At 74.9% G+C, this 20,820-nt stretch carries 20 protein-coding genes; 13 read left to right on the top strand and 7 right to left on the bottom strand.

Going from position 1 to position 20,820, the window contains the following annotated elements; all coding sequences use genetic code 11:
• Nucleotide 1 precedes the first annotated feature (1 nt).
• The 6 genes from HH311_RS24680 to HH311_RS24655 all read left to right on the top strand — a co-directional run bounded on the left by HH311_RS24680 (nt 2) and on the right by HH311_RS24655 (nt 7,567).
• Entirely contained in the window at nt 2-760 is a 759-nt protein-coding gene (locus tag HH311_RS24680) for a class I SAM-dependent methyltransferase (protein WP_169186351.1), read from the top strand.
• Nucleotides 757-2,232 carry a hypothetical protein gene (locus HH311_RS24675; RefSeq protein WP_169186350.1) on the top strand — a complete coding sequence of 492 codons (1,476 nt, stop codon included), beginning with the start codon at nt 757-759 and terminating at the stop codon, nt 2,230-2,232. The genes HH311_RS24680 and HH311_RS24675 overlap by 4 nt, the downstream gene beginning before the upstream one ends.
• Nucleotides 2,229-4,229, top strand: a complete 2,001-nt coding sequence (locus tag HH311_RS32840) for a polysaccharide biosynthesis tyrosine autokinase (protein ID WP_169186349.1) — start codon at nt 2,229-2,231, stop codon at nt 4,227-4,229. Before HH311_RS24675 ends, HH311_RS32840 begins: the two co-directional genes overlap by 4 nt.
• Nucleotides 4,226-5,332 carry a glycosyltransferase family 4 protein gene (locus HH311_RS33560; RefSeq protein ID WP_169186348.1) on the top strand — a complete coding sequence of 369 codons (1,107 nt, stop codon included), beginning with the start codon at nt 4,226-4,228 and terminating at the stop codon, nt 5,330-5,332. The genes HH311_RS32840 and HH311_RS33560 overlap by 4 nt, the downstream gene beginning before the upstream one ends.
• Nucleotides 5,333-5,500: 168 nt before the next feature.
• A complete protein-coding gene (locus tag HH311_RS24660; protein WP_169186347.1) occupies nt 5,501-7,138 on the top strand; it encodes a DICT sensory domain-containing protein in 1,638 nt (545 codons plus the stop codon).
• A gap of 126 nt (nt 7,139-7,264) precedes the next feature.
• Entirely contained in the window at nt 7,265-7,567 is a 303-nt protein-coding gene (locus tag HH311_RS24655; RefSeq protein WP_169186346.1) for an alpha/beta fold hydrolase, read from the top strand.
• On the opposite strand, the gene HH311_RS24650 is transcribed toward HH311_RS24655, so the two are convergent.
• A complete protein-coding gene (locus HH311_RS24650) occupies nt 7,539-8,279 on the bottom strand; it encodes a Clp protease N-terminal domain-containing protein (protein ID WP_169186345.1) in 741 nt (246 codons plus the stop codon). The two genes, HH311_RS24655 and HH311_RS24650, sit on opposite strands and share 29 nt — an antisense overlap.
• Nucleotides 8,280-8,359: 80 nt before the next feature.
• Here HH311_RS24650 and HH311_RS24645 point away from each other — a divergent pair, with 80 nt between their 5' ends.
• On the top strand, nt 8,360-9,082 hold the full coding sequence (locus tag HH311_RS24645) for a TetR/AcrR family transcriptional regulator C-terminal domain-containing protein (RefSeq protein WP_169186344.1): 723 nt from the start codon (nt 8,360-8,362) through the stop codon (nt 9,080-9,082).
• Entirely contained in the window at nt 9,079-10,197 is a 1,119-nt protein-coding gene (locus tag HH311_RS24640) for an NAD(P)/FAD-dependent oxidoreductase (protein WP_169186343.1), read from the top strand. The genes HH311_RS24645 and HH311_RS24640 overlap by 4 nt, the downstream gene beginning before the upstream one ends.
• Nucleotides 10,198-10,213: 16 nt before the next feature.
• Here HH311_RS24640 and HH311_RS24635 read toward each other — a convergent pair whose 3' ends face one another.
• Entirely contained in the window at nt 10,214-10,414 is a 201-nt protein-coding gene (locus HH311_RS24635) for a hypothetical protein (protein WP_169186342.1), read from the bottom strand.
• 174 nt (nt 10,415-10,588) lie between these two features.
• Between HH311_RS24635 and HH311_RS24630 the strand changes: the two genes are divergently transcribed.
• Together HH311_RS24630 and HH311_RS24625 are read left to right on the top strand one after the other, a co-directional pair.
• The gene (locus HH311_RS24630) at nt 10,589-11,428 is read left to right on the top strand and encodes a FadR/GntR family transcriptional regulator (RefSeq protein WP_169186341.1); all 840 of its coding nucleotides are present in this window, start codon (nt 10,589-10,591) and stop codon (nt 11,426-11,428) included.
• 116 nt (nt 11,429-11,544) lie between these two features.
• Nucleotides 11,545-12,663 (top strand): hypothetical protein, encoded by a 1,119-nt coding sequence (locus tag HH311_RS24625; RefSeq protein WP_169186340.1) that lies wholly within the window; start codon nt 11,545-11,547, stop codon nt 12,661-12,663.
• 719 nt (nt 12,664-13,382) lie between these two features.
• On the opposite strand, the gene HH311_RS32835 is transcribed toward HH311_RS24625, so the two are convergent.
• The 5 genes from HH311_RS32835 to HH311_RS24605 form a co-directional block, all read right to left on the bottom strand.
• Nucleotides 13,383-13,517: a hypothetical protein gene (locus HH311_RS32835; RefSeq protein ID WP_282439712.1), complete on the bottom strand. Its 135-nt coding sequence runs from the start codon at nt 13,515-13,517 to the stop codon at nt 13,383-13,385.
• A gap of 693 nt (nt 13,518-14,210) precedes the next feature.
• Nucleotides 14,211-15,398 (bottom strand): hypothetical protein, encoded by a 1,188-nt coding sequence (locus HH311_RS24620; protein WP_169186339.1) that lies wholly within the window; start codon nt 15,396-15,398, stop codon nt 14,211-14,213.
• Nucleotides 15,399-15,404: 6 nt separating this feature from the next.
• On the bottom strand, nt 15,405-16,310 hold the full coding sequence (locus tag HH311_RS24615; RefSeq protein WP_169186338.1) for a hypothetical protein: 906 nt from the start codon (nt 16,308-16,310) through the stop codon (nt 15,405-15,407).
• Entirely contained in the window at nt 16,307-17,185 is an 879-nt protein-coding gene (locus tag HH311_RS24610) for an STAS domain-containing protein (RefSeq protein WP_169186337.1), read from the bottom strand. The genes HH311_RS24615 and HH311_RS24610 overlap by 4 nt, the downstream gene beginning before the upstream one ends.
• A 149-nt stretch (nt 17,186-17,334) precedes the next feature.
• Nucleotides 17,335-18,153: a FadR/GntR family transcriptional regulator gene (locus HH311_RS24605; RefSeq protein ID WP_169186336.1), complete on the bottom strand. Its 819-nt coding sequence runs from the start codon at nt 18,151-18,153 to the stop codon at nt 17,335-17,337.
• A 496-nt stretch (nt 18,154-18,649) separates the two neighbouring features.
• Here HH311_RS24605 and HH311_RS24600 point away from each other — a divergent pair, with 496 nt between their 5' ends.
• The 3 genes from HH311_RS24600 to HH311_RS24590 are packed head-to-tail and all read left to right on the top strand — an operon-like array spanning nt 18,650 to nt 20,809.
• Nucleotides 18,650-18,952, top strand: coding sequence for a hypothetical protein (locus tag HH311_RS24600; RefSeq protein WP_169186335.1), 303 nt, complete (start codon nt 18,650-18,652; stop codon nt 18,950-18,952).
• Nucleotides 18,953-18,977: 25 nt separating this feature from the next.
• The gene (locus HH311_RS24595) at nt 18,978-19,514 is read left to right on the top strand and encodes a MaoC family dehydratase (RefSeq protein WP_169186334.1); all 537 of its coding nucleotides are present in this window, start codon (nt 18,978-18,980) and stop codon (nt 19,512-19,514) included.
• Nucleotides 19,511-20,809 (top strand): CaiB/BaiF CoA-transferase family protein, encoded by a 1,299-nt coding sequence (locus HH311_RS24590; protein ID WP_169186333.1) that lies wholly within the window; start codon nt 19,511-19,513, stop codon nt 20,807-20,809. Before HH311_RS24595 ends, HH311_RS24590 begins: the two co-directional genes overlap by 4 nt.
• Nucleotides 20,810-20,820: the final 11 nt, after the last annotated feature.

Below are 20,820 nucleotides of genomic sequence, written 5' to 3'. Positions count from 1 at the left end.
CGTGTCCCAGGCCCTGCAACGTCACCGTCGCCGGCTCTGGCCGGAGATCGCCGCCGGCGGCTACTCCCGCCTCGACGGCACCGTCGAGTTCTACCTGCGGGTCAACGCCCTGCTCGCGCCCGACGACGTCGTCGTCGACCTCGGCGCGGGCCGCGGCCGGTTCCGGGAGGAGGAGCTGCCCTTCCGGCGGGACCTCCAGGACCTGCGGGGCAAGGCCGCGCGGGTCATCGGCCTCGACGTCGACCCGGTGGTCCTCGAGAACCCCGCCGTCGACGAGGCCCACGTGATCACCTCGGGCGAGGCGCTGCCCGTCGCGGACGCGTCGGTGGACCTCGTCGTCTCGGACTTCACCTTCGAGCACGTGGACGACCCGGCGTGGGCCGGGGCCGAGCTCGACCGCGTGCTGCGCCCGGGCGGCTGGATCTGCGCGCGGACCCCGAACCGGTGGGGGGCCATCGCGGTGCCCGCCCGCCTGGTGCCGAACCGCCTGCACGACGCCGTCCTCGCCCGGGTCCAGCCGACGAAGCAGGAGCGGGACACGTTCCCGACGCGCTACCGGATGAACACCCCCGCGGCGCTGCGGCGGGCGTTCCCGACGTCGCGCTTCGACCACCACGGCTACACCCACGAGAGCGAGCCCGCCTACGCGGGCGGCTCCCGCGTCGCGTGGTCGCTGCTGTCCGGGCTCGCCGCGCTGACCCCGCCGCCCGTGCGCTCGATGCACCTCGTGTTCCTGCGCAAGCGGGGTGACGAGGGGTGATCCGCGGTCCGGCGGCCGTGGTCGCGGTGACCGCCGTGATCTGCCCCGCCGCCGTCCTGCTCGCCGCCCTCGGCGGCGTGGGCGTGGGGACGGTCGCCGTCGGCGTCGTCGCGCTCGGTGCGCTCGTCGTGCTCGGCGTGCTGCGTGGTCCCGAGGAGCTCGGGGTGCTGCTCCTGCTCGCGGCGGTGGGGACCGCACCGTGGAACGCGGTGTCGGTCGCCGGGATCAAGCTCGCGCCGGCCCTCCTCCTCGGCGCCACCGCGCTCCTGGCGGTGCCGGTGCTGGCCGGGCGCACGCCGCTGCGGATGCGGCCGTGGGTGGTGGTCCTCGGGGGGAGCATCGCGCTCGTCGCGGTCCTCACCTGGTTCCTGCCGCCGGACGGGGCCTACTTCGCGTCGCGCTACGTCGGGGACGGGGCCTTCGCCTCGCCCCCGATCTCGGAGGTCGGCGGGATCAGCGCCGTGCAGGGCCTGCAGTGGCTGGTGGCCGCGGTGGTGCTTCCGGTCGTGGTGGCCGCCGCCTGCCACGGGCGCCTTTGGCTCGTCGCGCGTCTCGCGGACGCCTGGACCCTCGGGGCGTCGATCAGCGCCGGCGTCGCGGTGACCGACGAGCTCGGGCTGAGCCACCTCTCCGCCGCGATCCTGCCCTACGTCGACGTCGGGGGTCGGCAGGCCGGCCTCTCGGTGCAGCCGAACCACGTCGCGGTCGCGGCCGCGATCACCGTGCCCTGGGCCGTGTGGCGGCTGGTGCGGACCGGGCCGGTCGCGCCCCGGGTCGCCGCGGCCGTGTGCCTCGGCGCCGACGCGGGCGGGCTGGTGGTCTCGGCGTCCCGGGGCGCGCTCGTCGGCGCGGTCCTCGCCGCCCTGGCCGTGCTCCTGTGCTCCGCGCGCACCCGCCGGCTCGCGCTCGCGCTGCTCGGGGCGGCAGCGCTCGCGGTCGTGCTGGCGCTCGCGGCGGTCCCCGCCCTGCTCGGCGACGTCGGCGAGCGGCTGCGGTTCGCCGACGCAGCGAGCGCGGACGCCAGCGACGCCGTGCGGGCCGGCATCGGGGCGCAGGCGTGGCAGGACTTCCTCGTCTCCCCGCTGCACGGGATCGGCCTCGAGGTCGCGCTGCAGGGCCACGACATCTACCTGCAGCTGCTCGCCAGCGGCGGCGCGCTGCTGCTGCTCGGCTTCCTCGCGGCGCTCGTCCTGCTCGGGGTCGACGTGCGCACGCTCCTGCGCCACCCCGACCCGGCCGTGCCGCCCGGACTCGTGGCCGCGCTCGCGCTCGCGGTGGCCACCTGGCTGGTCGTGTGCTCGATCGAGAACCACCTGACCGACCTGTTCCTCTACGTGCCCCTCGCCCTCCTCGCGGCGCTGCGCGCGGCCGTGCCCGCCGACGACCCCGAGCCGCTCCCAGCCCGCGCCGCCCCGGCGCCCGACGCTCCCGCCGTGCTCGCGGCGGCTGCCGCGGAAGGACCCCGCGCATGACCCTCCCGTCCCTGCTGCGCGTCCTGCGGGACCGCTGGATCCTCCTGGTGGCCGCGGTGCTCGCCGGGCTCGCGCTCGCGGCGGCCGTCACCGCGTTCATGCCGCGCAGCTACGGGTCGTCGACGAGCCTCTACGTCGCGGCCGCCGACACCCAGAACGCCGCTTCGGCCTACCAGGGCGGCCTGCTCTCGCAGCAGCGCATCAAGTCGTACTCCGAGCTGATGGTCTCCGACCGGGTCCTCGCGCCCGTGGTCGCGGACCTCGGGCTCCCGGAGACCACCACCGAGCTGGCCGACGACGTGTCGGTGTCCTCGACGACCGCGTCGACGATCATCACGGTGACGGTCACGTACCCGGACCCGCAGAAGGCCGCCGCGATCACGGGCGGGATCGGCAGCAGCTTCGCGAACGTCGTCGCCCAGATCGAGCGCCCGAAGGGCCCGAACGCTGCCCCCGCGGTCACGGCCAGCGTCGTCGACCCGGCGAAGGTCGACACCACCCCGGTCAGCCCCCGGATCACGGCGAACCTGGTGATCGGGTTCGTCGTGGGACTCGTGGTGGGGCTGGCGGCCGCCGTGCTGCGCGGCGCGCTCGACACCACGGTCCGCTCCTCCGCGGAGCTGACCGAGCGGACCGGCATCACCTCGTTCGGCTCGCTCCCGCTCGTCCCCGGGCTGACCGAGGGGGCTCCGCCGCTCGAGGGCCGGTACGGCGAGGCGGTGCGCCGCGTCCGCACGAACCTGCTCTTCGCCGACGTCGACGACCCGCCGTCGGTCCTCGCGGTGACCAGCTCGATGCCCGCCGAGGGCAAGACGACGCTGAGCTGCGCCCTGGCCGCGGCGTTCGCGCAGAACGCCCGCGTCGTGGTCGTCGAGGCCGACCTGCGCCGGCCCACCGTCGCCGCCCGTCTCGGCCTCGTCGACGGCGTCGGGCTGACCGACGTCCTGACCCGCCGGACGGGCCTCGCCGCCGCCGTGCAGCGCTGGCACCCGTCCGGGGCGGACGTCCTCGTGTGCGGCACCGTCCCGCCGAACCCGAGCGAGCTGCTGTCCTCCCGGCAGATGCGCGACCTCGTCGCCCAGCTGCGGTCCCACTACGACGTGGTGATCCTCGACGGACCGCCGCTGGCGCCCGTCGCCGACGGGGCGGTCCTCGCGAGCCTCGCCGACGGGGCGCTGCTGCTGTGCCGCCACGGCCGGACCGTGCGGGCCCGTCTCGACGAGGCCCGGGAGGCGCTCGCCGCGGTCGGGGCGCGTGTCCTGGGGGTCGTGCTCACGATGGCGCCCGAGCCGGCCCGGGGGACCGACTGCGACGCCTACACCGCACGCCCGAGCGCGCCGCCGCGGCCGGTGGCCCCGCAGCCGATCCCGCGTCGTTCGCCTCCCCGCCCCTCGCCCTCGGCTGCGCCCTCGCCGGGCCCCGGGGCTTCCTCGGCGCCGGAGGGGTCGTCGTCGTCCGGGCGGGCGTCCGGTCCGCCCGCGGCCCGGCCCGATCCGCCGGCGGCCCGGCCCGATCCGCCGGCGGCCCAGCCCGACCCGGCGTCGCCGGTCCCGCGCCCGGTGACGGTCTCGGCGCTCCCGCGCGGTTGGGTCGTCACCGGGGCCCCGGCGAGCGTCCCGATCGCCGCGGCGCGGCCGGCCGAGCAGGTCCGCCACGAGCAGCCCGCCACGAACGGTCACGCGAACCCCCACACGAACGGGCACGCGCGGCCGGCGTCCGCGCCCACCGCGGTCGCCCCCGAGCCGGCGGAGGCGGCGGGGGCGACGGCTACCGAGGTGCGGGCCGACGAGGTGCACCCCGACGAGGTGCGCCCGGACGAGGTGCGCCCCGACGACGCCGAGCCCTCCCGGCCACGTCCGTGGCCGACGGTCGAGCGTGACGCGCCGACGGCGTCGCCGCCGGTCGGGCGCGCGCAGCCCGGGTGGTTCGACCAGGCCTACGGGGCCCGGGCGGCCGAGCAGGGCCCGGACGAGACCGAAGACGGGTCGACGTCGTGACGGTGCTCCTCGGGCCGCAGGGTCGGGCATCGCGGGTGCTCGTCGTCGCCCACTTCGCCCCGCCCGTGCACGGCATGGCCGTCGCCGTGGGCCGCCTCACCGCGGCGATCGAGGAGGTCACCACGGTGAGGCGGGTCAGCGTCGCCGCGCCCTCGCTGGTCCGGTCGCCGCACTACCACCTGGTGCGGGTCCTGCGGGTGCTCCGCGCGCTCGCCGTGCTGGTGGCCGAGCGACGACGGACCGCCACGGCGGTGTTCACCTGCGACGCCGGGGCCGGGATGGTCTACGGGGTCGCCCTGCTCGGGACGGCGCGGCTGCTGGGCTACCGACGCCACCTCCAGCACCACTCCTACGCGTACCTGACCCGCCCCTCGCGGCTGCTGGGCCTGCTCGTCCGCGTCGCCGGGCCCGGCTGTGAGCACCTGGTGAGCTGCCCGCGCATGCGCGACGACCTCCGGGCCCGTCATCCCGGGATCCGGGCGCGCGTGGTCGGCATCGCGGGCGGGCTGACCGTCGGGTCGCCGCGCACGCGCCCGCACGCGCCCCTGGTCGTCGGCTTCCTCGGCAACGTCACCGTCGACAAGGGGATCGGGACGGCGCTGGAGACGGTGGACGCGGCCGCCCGCGCGGGGATGACCGTCCGACTGCGGGTCGCGGGGCCCGTCATCGATCCCGAGGCCGCCCGGCTGCTCGCCGACCGGCCCGAGGTGGAGTGCGTCGGTGCCCTGTCGGGCCCGGCCCGCGACGCGTTCCTCGACGAGGTCGACGTGCTGCTCTTCCCGTCCCGGCACGTCCACGAGTCCTTCGGGCTCGCGGCCTGGGAGGCGATGGGCCGCGGGGCGCCGGTGATCGCCCACGAGGCCGGGTGCCTGACCGACGTGGCGGTCGGGGCCGCGGGGGTGGTGATCGCCGGCGGGGAGGACTTCGTCGGGCCCGCGGTCGCGGCGCTGCGGCGCTTCGCCGAGGAGCCCGCCTCCTGGCTGGAGGCGTCCGAGGCCGGCCGCCGGCTCGTGGGCCGGACCGCGGCCGCGTCGCGCCGGGACCTCGCCCGGTTCGCGACCGGCCTCGTCGGGACGGTGCCGGACGGGGCCCTCGCCCACTGATCGGACGCGGCCGATCGCCCGTTCACCGCATTGTTACAACCATCGGGCGCACCTCTACCTGCCCGCCGGTCGACGACACCCCTGTCCGGGGGATGCCCTGGCGACTGTCCGAGTGAACCAACTCGCTCGACGTCGTGACTCAGTGTCGGCAGCGGCCGGGGGTGCCCGATGGCAGGGACGACGAGGATCGCAGCGCGCCAGGGTCGTGACGAGGCCGTTCGCGCGCCCGACGTGCCCGCGCCGGCCTCGAAGCGCTCGCTGGTGGCGATCTCCCACGCGATCGAGTCGGCGGTCGCGCAGGGCCCGCGCGACGAGCCGACCGTCGTGGTCGCGCTGTTCCAGCGGATGGCGTACTTCACCCGGGAGCGGGCGGTCTACGAGGAGCTCGCCCGGTCCGGCATCCACGTCGTCGTGGGGTTCAGCGACGGCGAGCAGCACGACGTCGGCGAGACGGTCGAGGTCGTCCTGCTCGACCCGTCCGAGCCGCTCGCCGAGGAGTGGAGCGTCATCGCGGTCGGGCCCGAGGCCGGCGCCTTCCTCGTGGCCACCGACACCGGCGAGATCGACCCCACCGAGTACACGCTCGAGGCCGGCCGCTGGTTCCTGGGCCGCTGGGGCTACTCGCGGGTGCAGGCCGCCAACGAGCTGGCGCGGATGCGGATCGCGCTCGGCGAGCGCCTGCGGCCCGACACGCGGCGCACGATCGACGAGCTGCTGGCGCGGATCATGCCCCAGGGCGGGGCCGTGGCGGCGTCGCGCGGGACCACGGGCGAGCAGTGGGCGACCGCGTCCCTGCAGCGGGTGACCGCCCGGATGCACCACGCGCGTGCCGGCAGCCGGTTGCTGCGCGCCCAGCTCGCGGACGCCCAGGCGGCGGCGGAGGCGCGCGCGCAGGCCCACCTCGAGCCGCAGTCCGGCCTCCCGACGCCCGACTTCCTCGGCCGGTGGGCGGGCACCGACGGCCGGGTCTCGGCACTCCCGATCGGGATCGCGGTGTTCGACGTCGCCGGGCTCGGCCATGCCGAGGGCGCCCACGGCCGCCGGGCCGCCTACCACGCCGCCCGCCAGGCCGCGTCCGCGCTCACGGAGCCCCTCGGTCCGGTCGACGCGGCCGTCCGGCTCTCCGAGCGCGAGTTCGCCCTGATCGTGCCCGGGGCCTCGACGTCCCACCTGCACCGCGTCGCGGCGGCCGCCGCCGAGCAGCTCGAGCTGTTCTCCGGGGGCTACCCGAACGTCGACCTGTCCGCCAAGGTCGCGACGACGGTGACCGTGGCCCGCCCGCTCCCGCTCGACGACCTGCACCTCGCGCTCGGCCACCCCGCGCACGCCGAGCGGGCCCCGACCACCCTGACCGGCGACGAGATCACCCTCTCGGACACGCGCTCCCTGGCCGCGTGGGCGGCCGACTCGGCGGGCTCGGGGGAGGGCGCGGACGACGGGGCACCCGGCCGCTGGTTCCGGCGCCGCGGCGGCGCCCCGGCCGACGCGGTCCAGCTCCCGCGCCTGCGGATCGACGCGACCCCGCACACCAGCGCGTCCGCGGGCCCGCAAGGTGGGGAGGGCCGGTCGGACGGCGAGGGGGCGGCCGCCGTCGTCGCCGAGGGGTCCACATCGGACCCTTCATCGGACGCGGTGCCGGACGCGGCGCCGGGCGACGAGGACGCGCAGAGCGGGGACGCCTCCCGATCCCGGGACACCGGGCGGCCGGTCTTCGACCTGCGGGGCATGCGCTCCGCAGGGCCCTCGCGCGACGGCGAGCCGGGGCGCCGCAACGGCCACGCGCCCTCCGACGGAGCGGCCGGCTGAGTCACGGCAGGATGGCCGCATGGTCCTGCCGCTGGTGGCGCTCCCGGGCACGATCTGCTCCCCGGCCGTCTTCGGTCCGACGCTCGCCGAGCTGCGCACCGAGGTCGTCGCCGAGCCGTCTCGTGGATGACCGCACCGGACCCGTGGACCGTGCCGGGGGCGGCCGTCGAGGTGCTCGAGAGCCAGCGCGACCTCGACCTCACGGCCGCGCTGCGCGGCGTCCGCTGCCTGGCCGTGGTCGTCCACGGCGTCCACGACCGCGCCCGCTCGACCGCCGAGGCCGAGGAGCTCGCCGCGCTGCTGCCGGCCGCGTCGCTGCACTGGGCCGACTGTGGTCACACCCCGGTGTACGAGGCGCCCGCGGTCGTCGCCACCGCCGTCCGGGACGTCCTCGCTCGGCTCAGTCCTCCGACGACGCCGGCGCGGTGACCTGCGCGAGGAGCGCGGCGAGGGTGGTCTCCGCGGCCTGCTGGTCGAGCCCGAGACCGGTCAGCACCCCGTCGCCGTCCTCGTGGTCGAGCAGCGCGAGCAGGATGTGCTCGGTGCCGACGTAGTTGTGCCCGAGCCGGAGCGCCTGGCGGAAGGTCAGCTCGAAGACCTTCTTGGCGGCCGCGTCGAAGGGGATGAGCTCGGGCGGCGGCGTCCCGTCGGCCGCGGGCAGCGTCGCGGCGACCCGCCGTCGGAAGGTGTCGGGCGAGACGCCCTGGGCGGTCACCATGCGGAGCGCGAGTCCCTCGGGCTCAGCGAGCAGCCCGAGCGCGACGTGGGCGGGGGTGATCTCGGTGTTGCCCGCGGCGCGGGCCTCGGACTGTGAGGCCACGACGACCTTGCGCGCCCGCGGGGTGAACCGGCTGAAGCCCTGTTCCGGGTCGAGGTCGGGCGTGCTGCCCTTCGGCACGAACCGCTTCTGCGCGGCCTGCTTCGTGACGCCCATGCTCTTGCCGATCTCGGTCCACGAGGCCCCGGAACGCCGGGCCTGGTCGACGAAGTGGCCGATGAGGTGGTCGGCGACCTCGCCGAGGTGCTCGCCGGCGAGCACGGCGTCGGTGAGCTGGTCGAGGGCGTCGTCGTGGACGGCGGTGATGGCGCGGATGAGGTCGTCGAGCCGGACGGGGGGCGGGATGGGGAGAGGCGCGGTCATGGCGTCCACTGTGGGTTGACGATGGTCGCTACGTCAACCACTAGTGGACGAATACGGCGGCGAACACGTTCGTGACGAACATGTTCGTGTATCGTCGGGGTGTGCCCAGGACCGCCCCCGTGAGCCGTCGGGACCGCCCGGCCAAGCCCGCGCTCAGTCGCGAGGCCGTCGTCGCGGCCGCCGTCGAGCTCGTCCGCGCCCACGGCACGGAACGGGTGACGATGCGCCGCCTCGCCCAGGAGCTCGACACCGGCCCCGCATCGCTCTACGTCTACGTCCGCGACACCGCCTCCCTGCACGCAGCGGTGCTCGACGTCTTCCTCGGCGAGGTCGACCTCGCGCCGGTGACCGCGTCGGGCGGCGACCCGCGCGACCGGCTCCGGGCCGTCCTCTCGTCCTACACCGAGGTGCTCTACGCGCGCCCCGGCCTGGCCCGCACCGCCCTGGTGACCCACCCGAGCGGGCCGCACTACCTCGCGCTCGTCGACGGCCTGCTCGCGCTGCTCGACGCCGCGGGCGTCCCACCGGACCGGGCGGCCTGGGCGGTCGACGTCCTGCTCCTCGTCGCGACGGCGACCGCCGCGGAGCACGGCACCCGCGACGCCGCTCCGTCGACGGCCGCCGCCGAGGACGACGAGTTCGCGGCCGCGCTCTCCGACGCCGATCCGGCCGTCCACCCCCACATCGCCGCCCTCGGCGCCGACCTGCTCTCGGGCAGCGGCCCCGATCGCACCCGGTGGTTCGTCGACGTCCTGGTCGCCGGCGCCCGCACCACCTCCCGCCCCGCGAAGGAGACCCGATGAGCACGGTCACCGTGATCGGCGCCGGCCTGGGCGGTCTGACCCTGGCGCGCGTGCTCCAGCGGCAGGGCGTCGGCGTCGTCGTGTACGACCTCGACGCGGGACCGGACGCCCGCGCCCAGGGCGGGATGCTCGACGTGCACGAGGAGTCGGGCCAGGCCGCGCTGCGCGCCGCGGGGCTCGAGGACGCCTTCCGCGCCCACGTCCTCCCCGGCGGTGAGGCCCTCCGCGTCCTCGACCGTGACGGCCGGGTGCTCCGGACCGAGGACGACGACGGCGACGGCGGCCGGCCGGAGATCCAGCGCGACGACCTGCGACGCCTGCTGCTCGAGTCGCTGGCGCCGGGCACGGTGCGGTGGGGCCGCAAGCTCGTCGGGGTGCGCCCGGTCCGCGGCGGGTGGCACGAGCTGACGTTCGCGGACGGCGGCGTCGTGATCTCGACGGTGCTCGTCGGTGCGGACGGCGCCTGGTCGCGGGTGCGCCCACTGCTCTCGGGCGCCGTCCCGGCGTACACCGGGATCTCGTTCGTGACCACGCGCCTGCACGACGTCGACCAGGCGCACCCGGAGGCGGCCGCGGCGGTCGGGGGCGGGATGCTCTTCGCGCTCGCCGGCGGGCAGGGGTTGCTCGCCCACCGCGAGCCCGGCGCGACGATCGAGGTGTACGCGGCGCTGCGCACCGATCAGGCCGCCCTCGGGACCGAGGATCTCCGTGGATTCCTCCTCGACGCGTTCGCCGGGTGGGCCCCGGAGCTGCGGGCGCTGGTCGCCGAGGCCGACGACCCCCTCGTCCCGCGGCCCCTGCACGTGCTGCCGGTCGGTCATGCCTGGCCGCGCAGGCCGGGCGTCACGCTGATCGGCGATGCCGCGCACCTGATGTCGCCCTTCGCGGGGGAGGGCGCCAACCTCGCGATGCAGGACGGTGCCGAGCTCGCCGCCGCGCTGGTGGCGCACGGCATCGAGGAGCCGGCGGCCGTCGCGGCGGCGCTCGCCGAGCACGAGACCGCGATGGTCCCGCGCGCGGCGGCCGCGGCGGGGGAGTCGGCGGCGAACCTCGAGATCGCATTCGGCGCCGCCGGCTCGGCCGGGCTCGTCGAGGTGATGGCGGGTCACAGCTGAGTTGTCGGACAACCCCCTACAGCAGCAGGGGGAGGAACACCGCCGCTGTCGGCCCTGCGGTCCCGTGGATCGCCGCCATGGTGCCCATCACGGCCACCACGACCTTGGCCAGCACGAACGCCGCCAGGAGCGGGATCGCGATGCGCCAGAACACGATGATCAGGAAGATCACGATCACCAGGACCGTGACCAGCTGCCCTGCCGTCACTCCCGCCATGTCGTCCCCCGGGATGTCGTTGTCGGACAAGGAGGAGCGTGCGTGGCAGACTGTTGTCTGTCAACAGCGTTCTGCTGTCGGACAACACTTGTCCTGCCGTGCTACGGTGTGCTGTCCGCCGTCCGACGTCCGGGTGACGGGCTGGGAGAACCGCCAGCGTCACGAGGTCGGGTCATGGTCGCGGATGAGCAGGACGGCACGTCGTCCGACAACGAGGACCCCTGGACCCTGCCCGATTCGCGCCGGCCGGTCCCGGACCTCGTCGCGGACCGGGTCCTCGAGCTGGTCCGGGCGGGAGTGATCCCACCGGGGGAGCGGCTGCCCACCGAGCCCGAGGTGGCCCGACGTTTCGGGGTCGCTCGCAGCTCGGTGCGGTCCGGCCTCCAACGGCTCCAGGCGCAGGGCGTCGTCGCGGTCGAGCGCGGACGTGGCTGGTTCGTCTCCGCGTCGGGCTCGCGTGACGCGGCGGACCTCATGCAGGAGCGCCTGGCGTCGCGGGACTACGACGTCACCGAGGTGATGGAGGTCCGGATCGCCCTCGAGCAGGCCGCCGCCGGCCTGGCCGCCACGCGCGCTTCTGCTGGGCAGCGGGACGACATCCTCAAGCTCAGCAAGATCGACCAGGCCACCGACCCCGAGGACTCGGCCGCGCTCCTGGCTGCCGACGAGGCATTCCACGGGGCCGTCGTGGAGGCCGCCGGTAACGACTACCTCAAGGCGCTGTACGAGATGGTGACGCCCCTGGTCGCCGCCTGGCGCCGCAACAGCTTCACGAGCGCGCACGTGCACGACCGGTCGGCTCTCGACCACATGCAGGTCGCGGTGCAGATCCGTCGCCAGGACGACGTGGGCGCCCGCCTGGCCATGACGACGCACCTGCTCGGTCTGTACACCGGCGTGGCCCGCTCCCAACGCGCCGAATCCGGCAGCGGACACCGCCCGATCGCCGGGCTCTCCACCTACCTCGACATGGAGAACGAGCCGACGTGGGAGGACGGGCAGGAGTCGGACTGACTCGTCGTCCGTCCTCGAACTGTTGTCTCACGCCACTCCTGCCACACAAGATGTGGGGTGTGGCTGGGGGGAACGGACAACGGGATGTGGTGCCGTGGCACCTGAAACGGTGGGGGGTGGCGGGGGGAGCGGCGGCCGTCATCGGCGTCCTCGTCCTCGCGCTCCTGCCCGCCGGGCGCGCCGCAACCGTGGTGGGATCGGTCCTGGTCCTGTTCGGATCACTCACCTTCGCCACGGCCGCGATCGGGGCAACGGTCCGGCGCGAACTACTCCGGCACGTCGCGTTCGTCAACGAGGTGGTAGAACGCGGCGTGGTCGAAGTTCTGCCGCCGGGTCGGATCGCGGACCGGCTGCTCGAGCGCATCTATGGTGAGTCGGCCTCCAACCGTGAGGTCGCCACGGCGCTGCTCGGCGGTGAAGGCCGGGTGTCGAACGGCGGCGACCTCACCATCAGTGAGCACACCGAGATCGACTTCCGCCTGGACAGCGTGGACGACCGCAGCTACCAGCTCGTCATGGAGCAGCGGTACTCGTTCCGCAATCGCATCCCGACCTCGACGTTCGTCATCTTCGCGACCTCGGCGCCCCGGTTGAGGGACACGATCATCTCGGGCTGCCGGCTACCGCTGTTCGAATTGTGGTTCGTCCGTGAAGACCCGGACGAGCCTCGCTTCGAGGACTCGGTCGAAGGGATGCGCGACTCCGTTCGCATGGGCATGCAGTTCGCCGACGACCAGGGACGCATCCACGACGTCGAGGCCCGACACCCCGGGCGCCACCTGCGAGAGGTGAAGCTGCGCGACTGGGGTCGCTACCTCGACTTCTTCCGCGCGGACGGTCCGGAGGACGGCGCGGTCTTGAATCGGGTCGATTACATGGACAGTCTTCGAATCTTCGAGATCGAACTGCCCGCGCTCGCAGGCGACGGCGCGGTGATCGAGACGATCCTGAGGCTGACGATCCGGTCCACCACCCTGCAGCTCGTCAGCGATGGCTTCTGCTACTGGCAGGCCCCGTACCCCTGCTTCGTCGAGTCGATGCACTTCGACACCACCGAATTGCACCTACCCAACAGTCCGGAAGTGTTCTTCCACGCGAAGCCGTTCGCCATCTCGAGTGCAGGCTCGCCGTCGACCTGGGTGAGTGGCGCCAGTCCGAGCGACCTGCCGCTGCGCAGCTGGATGCTGCCGGGGCACGGGGTGGCGCTGATGTGGCGCCCCTTCAAAGAGCTCTGATACGGCGGCCGCGGTGGGCGCGTTCAGACGGCGGCGCCCCCGCCGCCGGGAGCGTCGACCGCTCCTCCTCCACCTGGGAGGGTGATGGCTCCACTGCCACTGGGAAGCCGGACAGCTCCGCCGCCACCGGGTGCGGTGACGACACCCGCGCCGGGCAGGACTTCAGGTCCTACGGGACGTAGCGCCGGCATCGAGCGCCGCATTGTCGGCGGAAGGGCACGACGCCCCATGCTTCCTGCACCCGACATGCGCACGTCGGCTTCCCCCTGTTTCGCCTGCTCCTGACGGTGCCGGGCGGTCGGTGCCCGGTGTCGGTCATTTCCTACCGCAGTCGGACCACTCAGACGCGGAGGTGAGTGATCTGCGCGCGTCCGAGCGACGGTCTGCCCGTCATCTCACTCTTCGGTGGCAACCGGTGCCCTCGTGAGGCCCAGGACCCACCACGTCGCGGCTGGGAAGGTTGGGCCGCGCTGTGGCGGAAGGTACTGGAAGCGGCATGCCGCGCCTACGGCGGGTCCGCCCGCACTCGACTGCTGGGTCCGACCCGGCGACCGTCCTGGAAGCGTTCTCGCCGAGACTTCCGCATCCGAAGGAAGGCGCTCTGCCCAGTCGGTCGCCCGGCGGGGTCGCGCCTCACGACGCACCGGTCGGAGCACCGGTCGATGGTCAGGGCACCGGTCGACGGTCGAGCGCATCGAGGGATTCGGGTAGCTCGCGGCTCAGCGAAGTCGGATCGGTATAGCGCCGAGCACGATGATCGCGGCGAGCACTCCGGCCAACATCGGGCTCACGAGGTATGCACAGCCGAGACCGATGACGAGGAGGATGAGGTTGCGGTCCAAGGTGATGGGCACGAAGGGATCTCCTTCAGTCGAGTTTCGGGCCTTCGAGGTAGTGGCTGCAACGTGTCGATCAGACGATGATGTCGATCGAATCCGTGAGGATCGAGACCGGTTATTCACCGGTGGATTCCAGCAATCAATGCCTCTCGACCCGTCACGTCCTTGCACAGAACTTCGCATCGACATCATGTGGTGTCGTGACGCGTCCTCGTGAGACTTCGCCCGGCGATCCGCTCCGCCGGGCGGGCGTGCGTTGTGGCTGTCGCTCGGCGGTTCCGGGGAAGGTACTCCCCGCTCGTAGCTTCGGAGAAGCGGGCTCACCTCTCTCGGTAGACGCGAGAAGAACGGTCACGACTCAATCTCGAACAGGACACGAGCTTCGATACCGATACCCGGAGTAGCGCCCGACGTACGGAGAGCCACGCGGGGAGAAAAGATCTTCCCAGCGAACTGCTCGCCGCGACCGACGTCCTGCTGCTGCACGAGCGCCCCGGCGTCGCCGAGATGTGCGGGCCCTCCAAGCTCACGTCCTACGTCGCGGCGGGCCGGCCCCGTGGTCGCCGCCACCAACCCGCTCTCCGCGGCCAGCGCGGAGCTCGCGGCGTCCTGGGCGGGCACGGTGACACGCCGGGCATGCCGGAAGCGCTGTTGGACGCCGTGCTCGCCGTCCGCGCCGACAAGGCCGAGGCCGAGGCGATGGGTGCCTCAGCCTCCCGCGAGGACCGTCCCGCTGACCTCGACCCCGGCGTCGTCGAGCGCGGCGAGCGTCGTCGTCACCGCCGCGGCCGGCGCGCCGCGGGGCACGACGACCACCGTCACGTCGCCGGCCCGGGCGAGCTCGACGGCGGCCCGGGCGCCCGGTTCGCCGGGCGCGTCGACGACCACGCGGTCGTAGTGGGCGCGCACCCGGGCCAGGACCGCGGCCACGTCGGACCCCTCGAGCGGCGCGGCCCCGCGGTGCGCCGCGGTGCCCGCCGGCAGCACGTCTAGCCCGCCGCGCGACCACCGCTGCACCGTCCGCCCCAGCTCGGCCGACCCGGCGAGGACCTCGCGCACCCCCGGCGTGGGGTCCGCGACCCGCTGCACCGGCGACCCCGCCGACCCGGGCCCGCTCTCCACGAGCAGGACCCGCTCACCGTCCCCCGCGAGCGCGACGGCGAGGTCGGTCGCCACGGCCACCGTCGTCGCCTGCGGTTCGACGGCGAGCACGACGACGACGCGGGCCGCGCCGGCCGCAGTCCGGACCGCCCCGGCCAGCTCCCGCACGGCCGCGGCCCGGCGACGTACCGGGTGACGACGGCGGGCGTGGTCGGGAGCGCGCGCGAGCACGGCGGGGTCGCGCGCCGGGCCCGCCGGGACCACGCCCAGGACCGGCCGACCACCCCGGCGGCCCAGCACCTCGGCCGAGGCGACGCGGCGGGAGCCCACACCGCCCACCGCGAGCCCCACCGCCAGGCCCACCGCGCCGCCGACGGCGAGCACGGTGCCCGGGGGCGGCCGGGAGCCGAGGTCCTCGAGCGGGCCGGTGGTGAGCCCGGTCGTGCCCGCCACCCCTCCGGCCTGCGTCGACGCCCGCCGGGACAGCACCGTGCCGACCGCCTCGGCCACCACCCCGGCGTCGGCGGCGGTCTCCGCGCGGGCGCGGACCTCGAGGACCCCCGTGCCGGGCTCGACGTCGACCGAGCGTGCGACGCCGCCCGGGTCCGGCCGCCCGCCGAGCAGCGCGGAGGCGTCGGCGTCCAGGCCCGGGGACGCCGCGAGGCGGACCGGGTCGAGCCCGGCGACCGGGTGGTGGAGCTGGCGCACCTCGGCCTCCGGCGGCACGACCGCCAGCACCACGGCCGCGGCGGCGAGGCCGAGCAGGACACCGGCGCCGACCACCCGGAGCCGCACGGTCGGTCAGGGGGTGCCGGTGAGCACGCGCACGAGCCGGCCGTCGCGGTCGGCGTGCGCCGTGGCGTGGTCGCAGAACCGCCGCAGGTGCGCGAAGCGCGGGTCGTCGCCCGGCACGAGCGGCACCGACGAGGTCCCGGACGGCGGCGTGCCCCGGCACTCGGTGACGAGGGCGGCGGGGGTGATCCGCACGTCGAGCACGTGCTCGCCGGGCAGCAGGTCGGAGCGCAGGTCGGCGCCGGACGCGAGCAGCATCGCCTCGTGCGCGGCGAGGACGATCGCCTCGGTCCGCTCGGGGTCGAGCCCGGCCTCGCGCGCGACCGCGGCCACCCGCTCGCGCAGGGTGGACAGCGCGGCGCCGTCGGGCACCGGCAGCGTCGCGACCGAGGAGCCGAGCAGGCCCACCGGCACGGGCGAGGTGCTGCTCGGGGGCCGGAAGTCGGGGTTGCGGTGCAGGCCGTCGTCGGTGAGGAGCCACGGGTGGGTGCGCAGCGCGCGGGCGTGCTCGTCGGGGTCGTCGGGGTCGTACACGCAGAGCACCGTGGCCGGGGCATCGGCGAGCAGGAGGGTGATGGCCTCCTCGCCGACCTCGCCGTCGGGACCCGGGTCGTCCGCGCACACCCGGCCCACGAGCAGGCTCCGGTCCTCCCCGTCGAGTCCCGCGAGGCGGTGCGCCGGGGGCGTCGCCGCGACCTCGGCGGGGACGGGGAAGTCGACGCGGTCACCGGCGTCGCCGAGGACGTCGCGGACGGCGCGCACCCCGCGGCGGCCGAGCACGATCCGCACGGCGCCCCCGGTGTCGAGCGTGCCCCGGATCCGCGGGTCGAGCCGGTGGGCGAGCTCGTCGGGGTCGCCGCAGAGCACGGCGGCGTGCAGGAGTCCGGCCCCGTCCTCGGCGACGTCCGCGGTCACGACCGGTCCCCGTCGACGACGACGAGCGACGCCGGACGCTGCAGGACGTCGAGCAGGCGGCGCAGCAGCCGGGGCGGGTCGTGCAGGACGATCCGTCGGCACTCCGGCTCGGCCCGCGCCGCGTGGACCAGCAGCTGGGCGCAGGCGACGTCCACGAAGCCGACGTCGGCGAGATCGACGTGGAGGTCCGCACCCGTGGACTTCTCGCGCAGCGCGCCGGCGAGGGCACCCCCGAACCGTCGCGCGACGTGCGCGTCGAGGTCGCCCCGCAACCGCCAGCGGCCGTCGTCGAGGGCCACGTCCCACCCGGTGTCGACGACGTGGCGGTGGTGCACCCCGAGCGACTCGAAGACGTGGACCTCGTTCTCCACCGTGGTGTCCAGCTGGCACAGCACCCGCAGCGGGGCCCGGGCGACCAGCGCGTCGTAGCCGCCCTCCTGGCGGGCGAACTCGGCCACCTCGGCGTCGTCGGCGAGCTCGCGGCGCGGGCTCTCCTGCGTCATGGCCACCGACGGCCAGCCCTCGGCCAGGGCGCGGTCCAGTTCTTCGGTCTGGATCCGGTGCAGCCCCGCGGTGAATCCCTCGGACGCGTCCTCGCACCGGGCGATCAGCGTGGGGAAGTCGAGGAACTCCAGCTGGCCCGACCGCAGCGCCTCCCGCGTGCGGCGGGTGCCCTCCGGGCCGGCGATCCAGTGCTTCTCGACGCGGCCGTCGTCACCGAGCCAGCCCTTGTAGAACACCTTGGCGCCGAAGGCGAGCTCCCGGTCGACCCACGCGGCCGCGCCGACGCGGCGCGCGTGGTCGTTGTCCGCGACCTGCAGCACGTGCGCGCGGGGCGAGCCCGCGTCGGGTCGCGGGCCGGCGTCCACCGTCATCGAGTGGCTCCCGTCCGTCCGTCCCCCGACGTCGTGCCCGCATTCTGCGTCGCGGCGCCGGGGATCTTCGAGCCGGAACGGCCGTCCGTGTCCCGCGAAGCCCGAGGTTCACTCGTTACCCCGCGGTAGGCACGGAGGGTGACCAGGATTCAGCGCCCCAGCGGGTCCTCGGTCCACAGCCCGTCACGTTCGTAGAGCGGGCGCAGCGCGATGAGGTGGTCGCGCATCGCCTCCTCGGCGGCCTCCGCCTCGCCGGCCGCGATGTGGCCGGCGATCGTGCGGTGCCACTCGTCGACCCGGTCCCACTCCTCGGCCTCGACCCCGACGCGGCGCAGCCGGGTGCGCAGCACGTCGTTCGCCGGCTGCCCCATCATCGTGATCATCAGGTTGCCGGTGGCCATGAGCACGGTGGTGTGGAAGTCGAGGTGGCCGACGAACCCGCTCGGGTCCCGCGGATCACGCCGTCCCCCGGCCGCGGTCTGGATCGCCTCGACGGTCTCGGCGTCCGCCCGCTGCGCCGCGAGCCGCGCCGCCGAGGGCTCGAGCAGCAGGCGCGCCTCGAGCAGGTCGTGCAGCCGCAGCTGCGGGGTCATGACGAGCACGCCGAGCGCGCCGCCGACGTCCTCGACGACCTGCGAGGGATCGGGGGAGGCGACGAACGAGCCGCCCTGCACCCCGCGCAGGGTCTCGACGAGGTGCTGGCTGGCGAGCACGCGCAGCGCCTCCCGCACGGTGCTGCGGCTGACGCCGAACGCCCGCGAGAGGTCGGCCTCGTTCGGGAGCCGTTCGCCCGCCGCGAGGGTGCCACCCACGATCTGGGCCCGCAGCTCGTCGGCCACCTGACGGTAGGCCGGGCGCACGCGCTGGACGCGCAGGTGCGCGGCGGGCACGGCCCGGGAGGGCCGCTCGGGGACGCCGCTCCCCGTGTCGGACGAGGCGCCGGCGGCGGGGGGGCGGGAGGCAGGCATGGCGGTCGATCACGCTCCGCGGTGATGGGTCGCGTCGTCGTCGGGGTGCCCGGCGCGGTGCCCGTGGCATCGGGCCCGGCTAACCCTACGCGTCGTCCGAGGTCGTCCGGCCACTCTTGACAAGAAAACCTCAGACATCAAACGTTCGGACGATGGCGACGATGTCCGAGCGTCTCCGCGCGGCGTCCACCGTCCTGCTCGTGCCCCGCCTCGTCCGACTCCGATGTCGCCGGGCTCGGGGCCGCGCCGGGCGCGTCGGGCAGGCTCCAGGGCGGTCCGGGCTGCGGAGTGTGCCCTTCGGGCGTGGGGTCCGCTCGGAGCCCGCCCGATGAGGGGTACGTGGGGCAGTCGCGGGGGGTGTCCAGGGCTGCGCAGCGTGCCCGTCGCTGCGGAGCACGGCCATCGCAGCCCACGGCAACACCACCCCGTCCGTTCCCGAAACATCTGATGTTTTGCCCCACGCGTGGTCCTGTCGACATCGGACCAGCCTTCCGGGGTGCCCGTCCACGACGGGTCGCGCCCGCGCGCCGTGGTGCTCTCCACCGACGTCGCCGAGGTCTTCCCGCTGGGGCTGCGGGGGTTGGGGTCGGGGATCGCGAACGGAGCGGGGCGGTCGGCCGGCGTCGTCGGCGGGGTGCTCGTCGCCGCGATCTCCACGGGGCTCGGCACGGTCGCGGTCCATGTCCACCCGGCGGCCACCGCGCGGCCCCGTCCTGCTCCTCGTCGGGGCGTGCACCAGCGACCGTGGGTCGAGGAAATCTCGGCGGACGCCCTTGCCGGGGAAACATCAGACGTTTAGCGTCAGGAACGACGGAGGGAGCACGATGACGGTGCAGGACGGCTGGCGCGGACGGTTCCTCGAGGACTTCGAGGTGGGCGACGTCTACCAGCACCCGCTCGGGCGCACGATCAGCGAGAGCGACAACACCTGGTTCACCCTCCTGACGATGAACACCAACCAGGCGCACTTCAACGCCCAGGTCGGGGAGTCCTCGGAGTTCGGGCGGCGGCTGGTGGTCTCGCCGCTGACGATCGCGATCGCGGTGGGGCAGTCGGTCACCGACACCACCCAGAACGCGTTCGCGAACCTCGGGATGGACGACCTGCGGCTGACCGCGCCGGTGTTCGTCGGGGACACCATCTGGTCGGAGAGCATCGTGCTCGAGGTGCGCGGGTCGACGAGCCGCCCGCACGCCGGCATCGTCACCATCCGCACCCGGACGCTGAACCAGGACGCCGTCGAGGTGCTCACCTTCAAGCGCACCTTCTACGTGCACCGTCGGGACTCCGCGGGCGCGGCCTCGCTCTTCCCGCAGGCGGCGACGCCGCTGTCGCTGGAGAGCGAGGGGGTGTCCGCGTGAGGCCGCTCGAGGACGTCCGCATCATCTCGCTCGAGCAGTACGGCGCGGGGCCGTTCGGCTCGATGCACCTCGCCGACCTGGGTGCCGAGGTCATCAAGATCGAGGACCCGGGCTCCGGCGGCGACGTGGGCCGCTACGTCCCGCCCTACGCCGGCGGCGAGGACTCGCTGTTCTTCGAGTCCTTCAACAAGAACAAGTCCTCGATGGTGCTCGACATCCGGACGCCCGCGGGCCGCGAGGTCTTCCACGACCTCGTCCGCTCCGCCGACGCGGTGTACTCCAACCTGCGCGGCGACGTCCCGGCCAAGCTCGGCATCCGCTACGAGGACCTGAAGGTGGTCAACCCGCGGATCGTCTGCTGCTCGCTCACCGGGTTCGGCATGACGGGGCCGCGCTCCGACGAGCCCGGCTACGACTACGTGCTGCAGGCCCTCGGCGGCTGGATGTCGGTGACCGGCGAGCCCGGCGGCGCCCCGCAGAAGGCGGGCCTGTCGCTCGTGGACTACAGCGGCGGGTTCGTCGCGGCGATCGCGCTGCTCGCGGGCATCCACCAGGCCCGGCGCGACGGCGTGGGCACCGACTGCGACCTCTCGCTCTACGACACCGCGATCAGCCTGCTGACCTACCCGGCCACCTGGCACCTCACCGAGGGCTACACGCCGGCGCGCACCCACCACTCGGCCCACCCCTCCCTCGTGCCGTTCCAGGCGTTCGAGGCCGCCGACGGCTGGCTCGTCGTCGGGTGCGCCAAGGAGAAGTTCTGGCAGCGGCTGACCGAGGTGCTGGGGCGGCCCGACCTCGCGGCCGACCCGCGCTTCGCCACGTTCGCCGACCGCGACCGGCACCGCGACGTGCTCGTCCCGCTGCTCGAGGACCTCTTCCGGACCCGGACCGTCGACGAGTGGCTGGAGCCGCTGTACGCGGCCCGCATCCCGTGCGCGCCGATCCACGAGGTCGAGGGCGCGCTGGCTGACCCGCACACCCTGGCCCGGGCGCTGATCGTCGAGACCGAGCACCCCCGCTTCGGCACCGTGCGCTCGCTGCGCTCGCCGGTCCGCGTCGGGCCGCCCGGCGCGGACGTGGCCCCCGCCCGCGGCGGCCCGCCGATGGGCCGCGACACCGACGACGTCCTCACCGGGCTCGGATACGACGCCGGGCGCGTCGCCTCCCTGCGCGCCGCCGGGGCGTTCGGGCCGCCGCCGGATCCCGACGAGGCCGCCCGTCCGCTGTCCGAGGTCGGCTCCGGCGTCGACCACACCGCCGTCCCCGAGGCGCCCTCGGCGCCGGCCCGCTGAGGGAGAGACAT

The sequence above is a fragment of the Actinomycetospora sp. TBRC 11914 genome, assembly GCF_012933465.1.
Classification (GTDB): domain Bacteria; phylum Actinomycetota; class Actinomycetes; order Mycobacteriales; family Pseudonocardiaceae; genus Actinomycetospora.
This window is presented reverse-complemented; position numbering and strand designations above follow the sequence as displayed.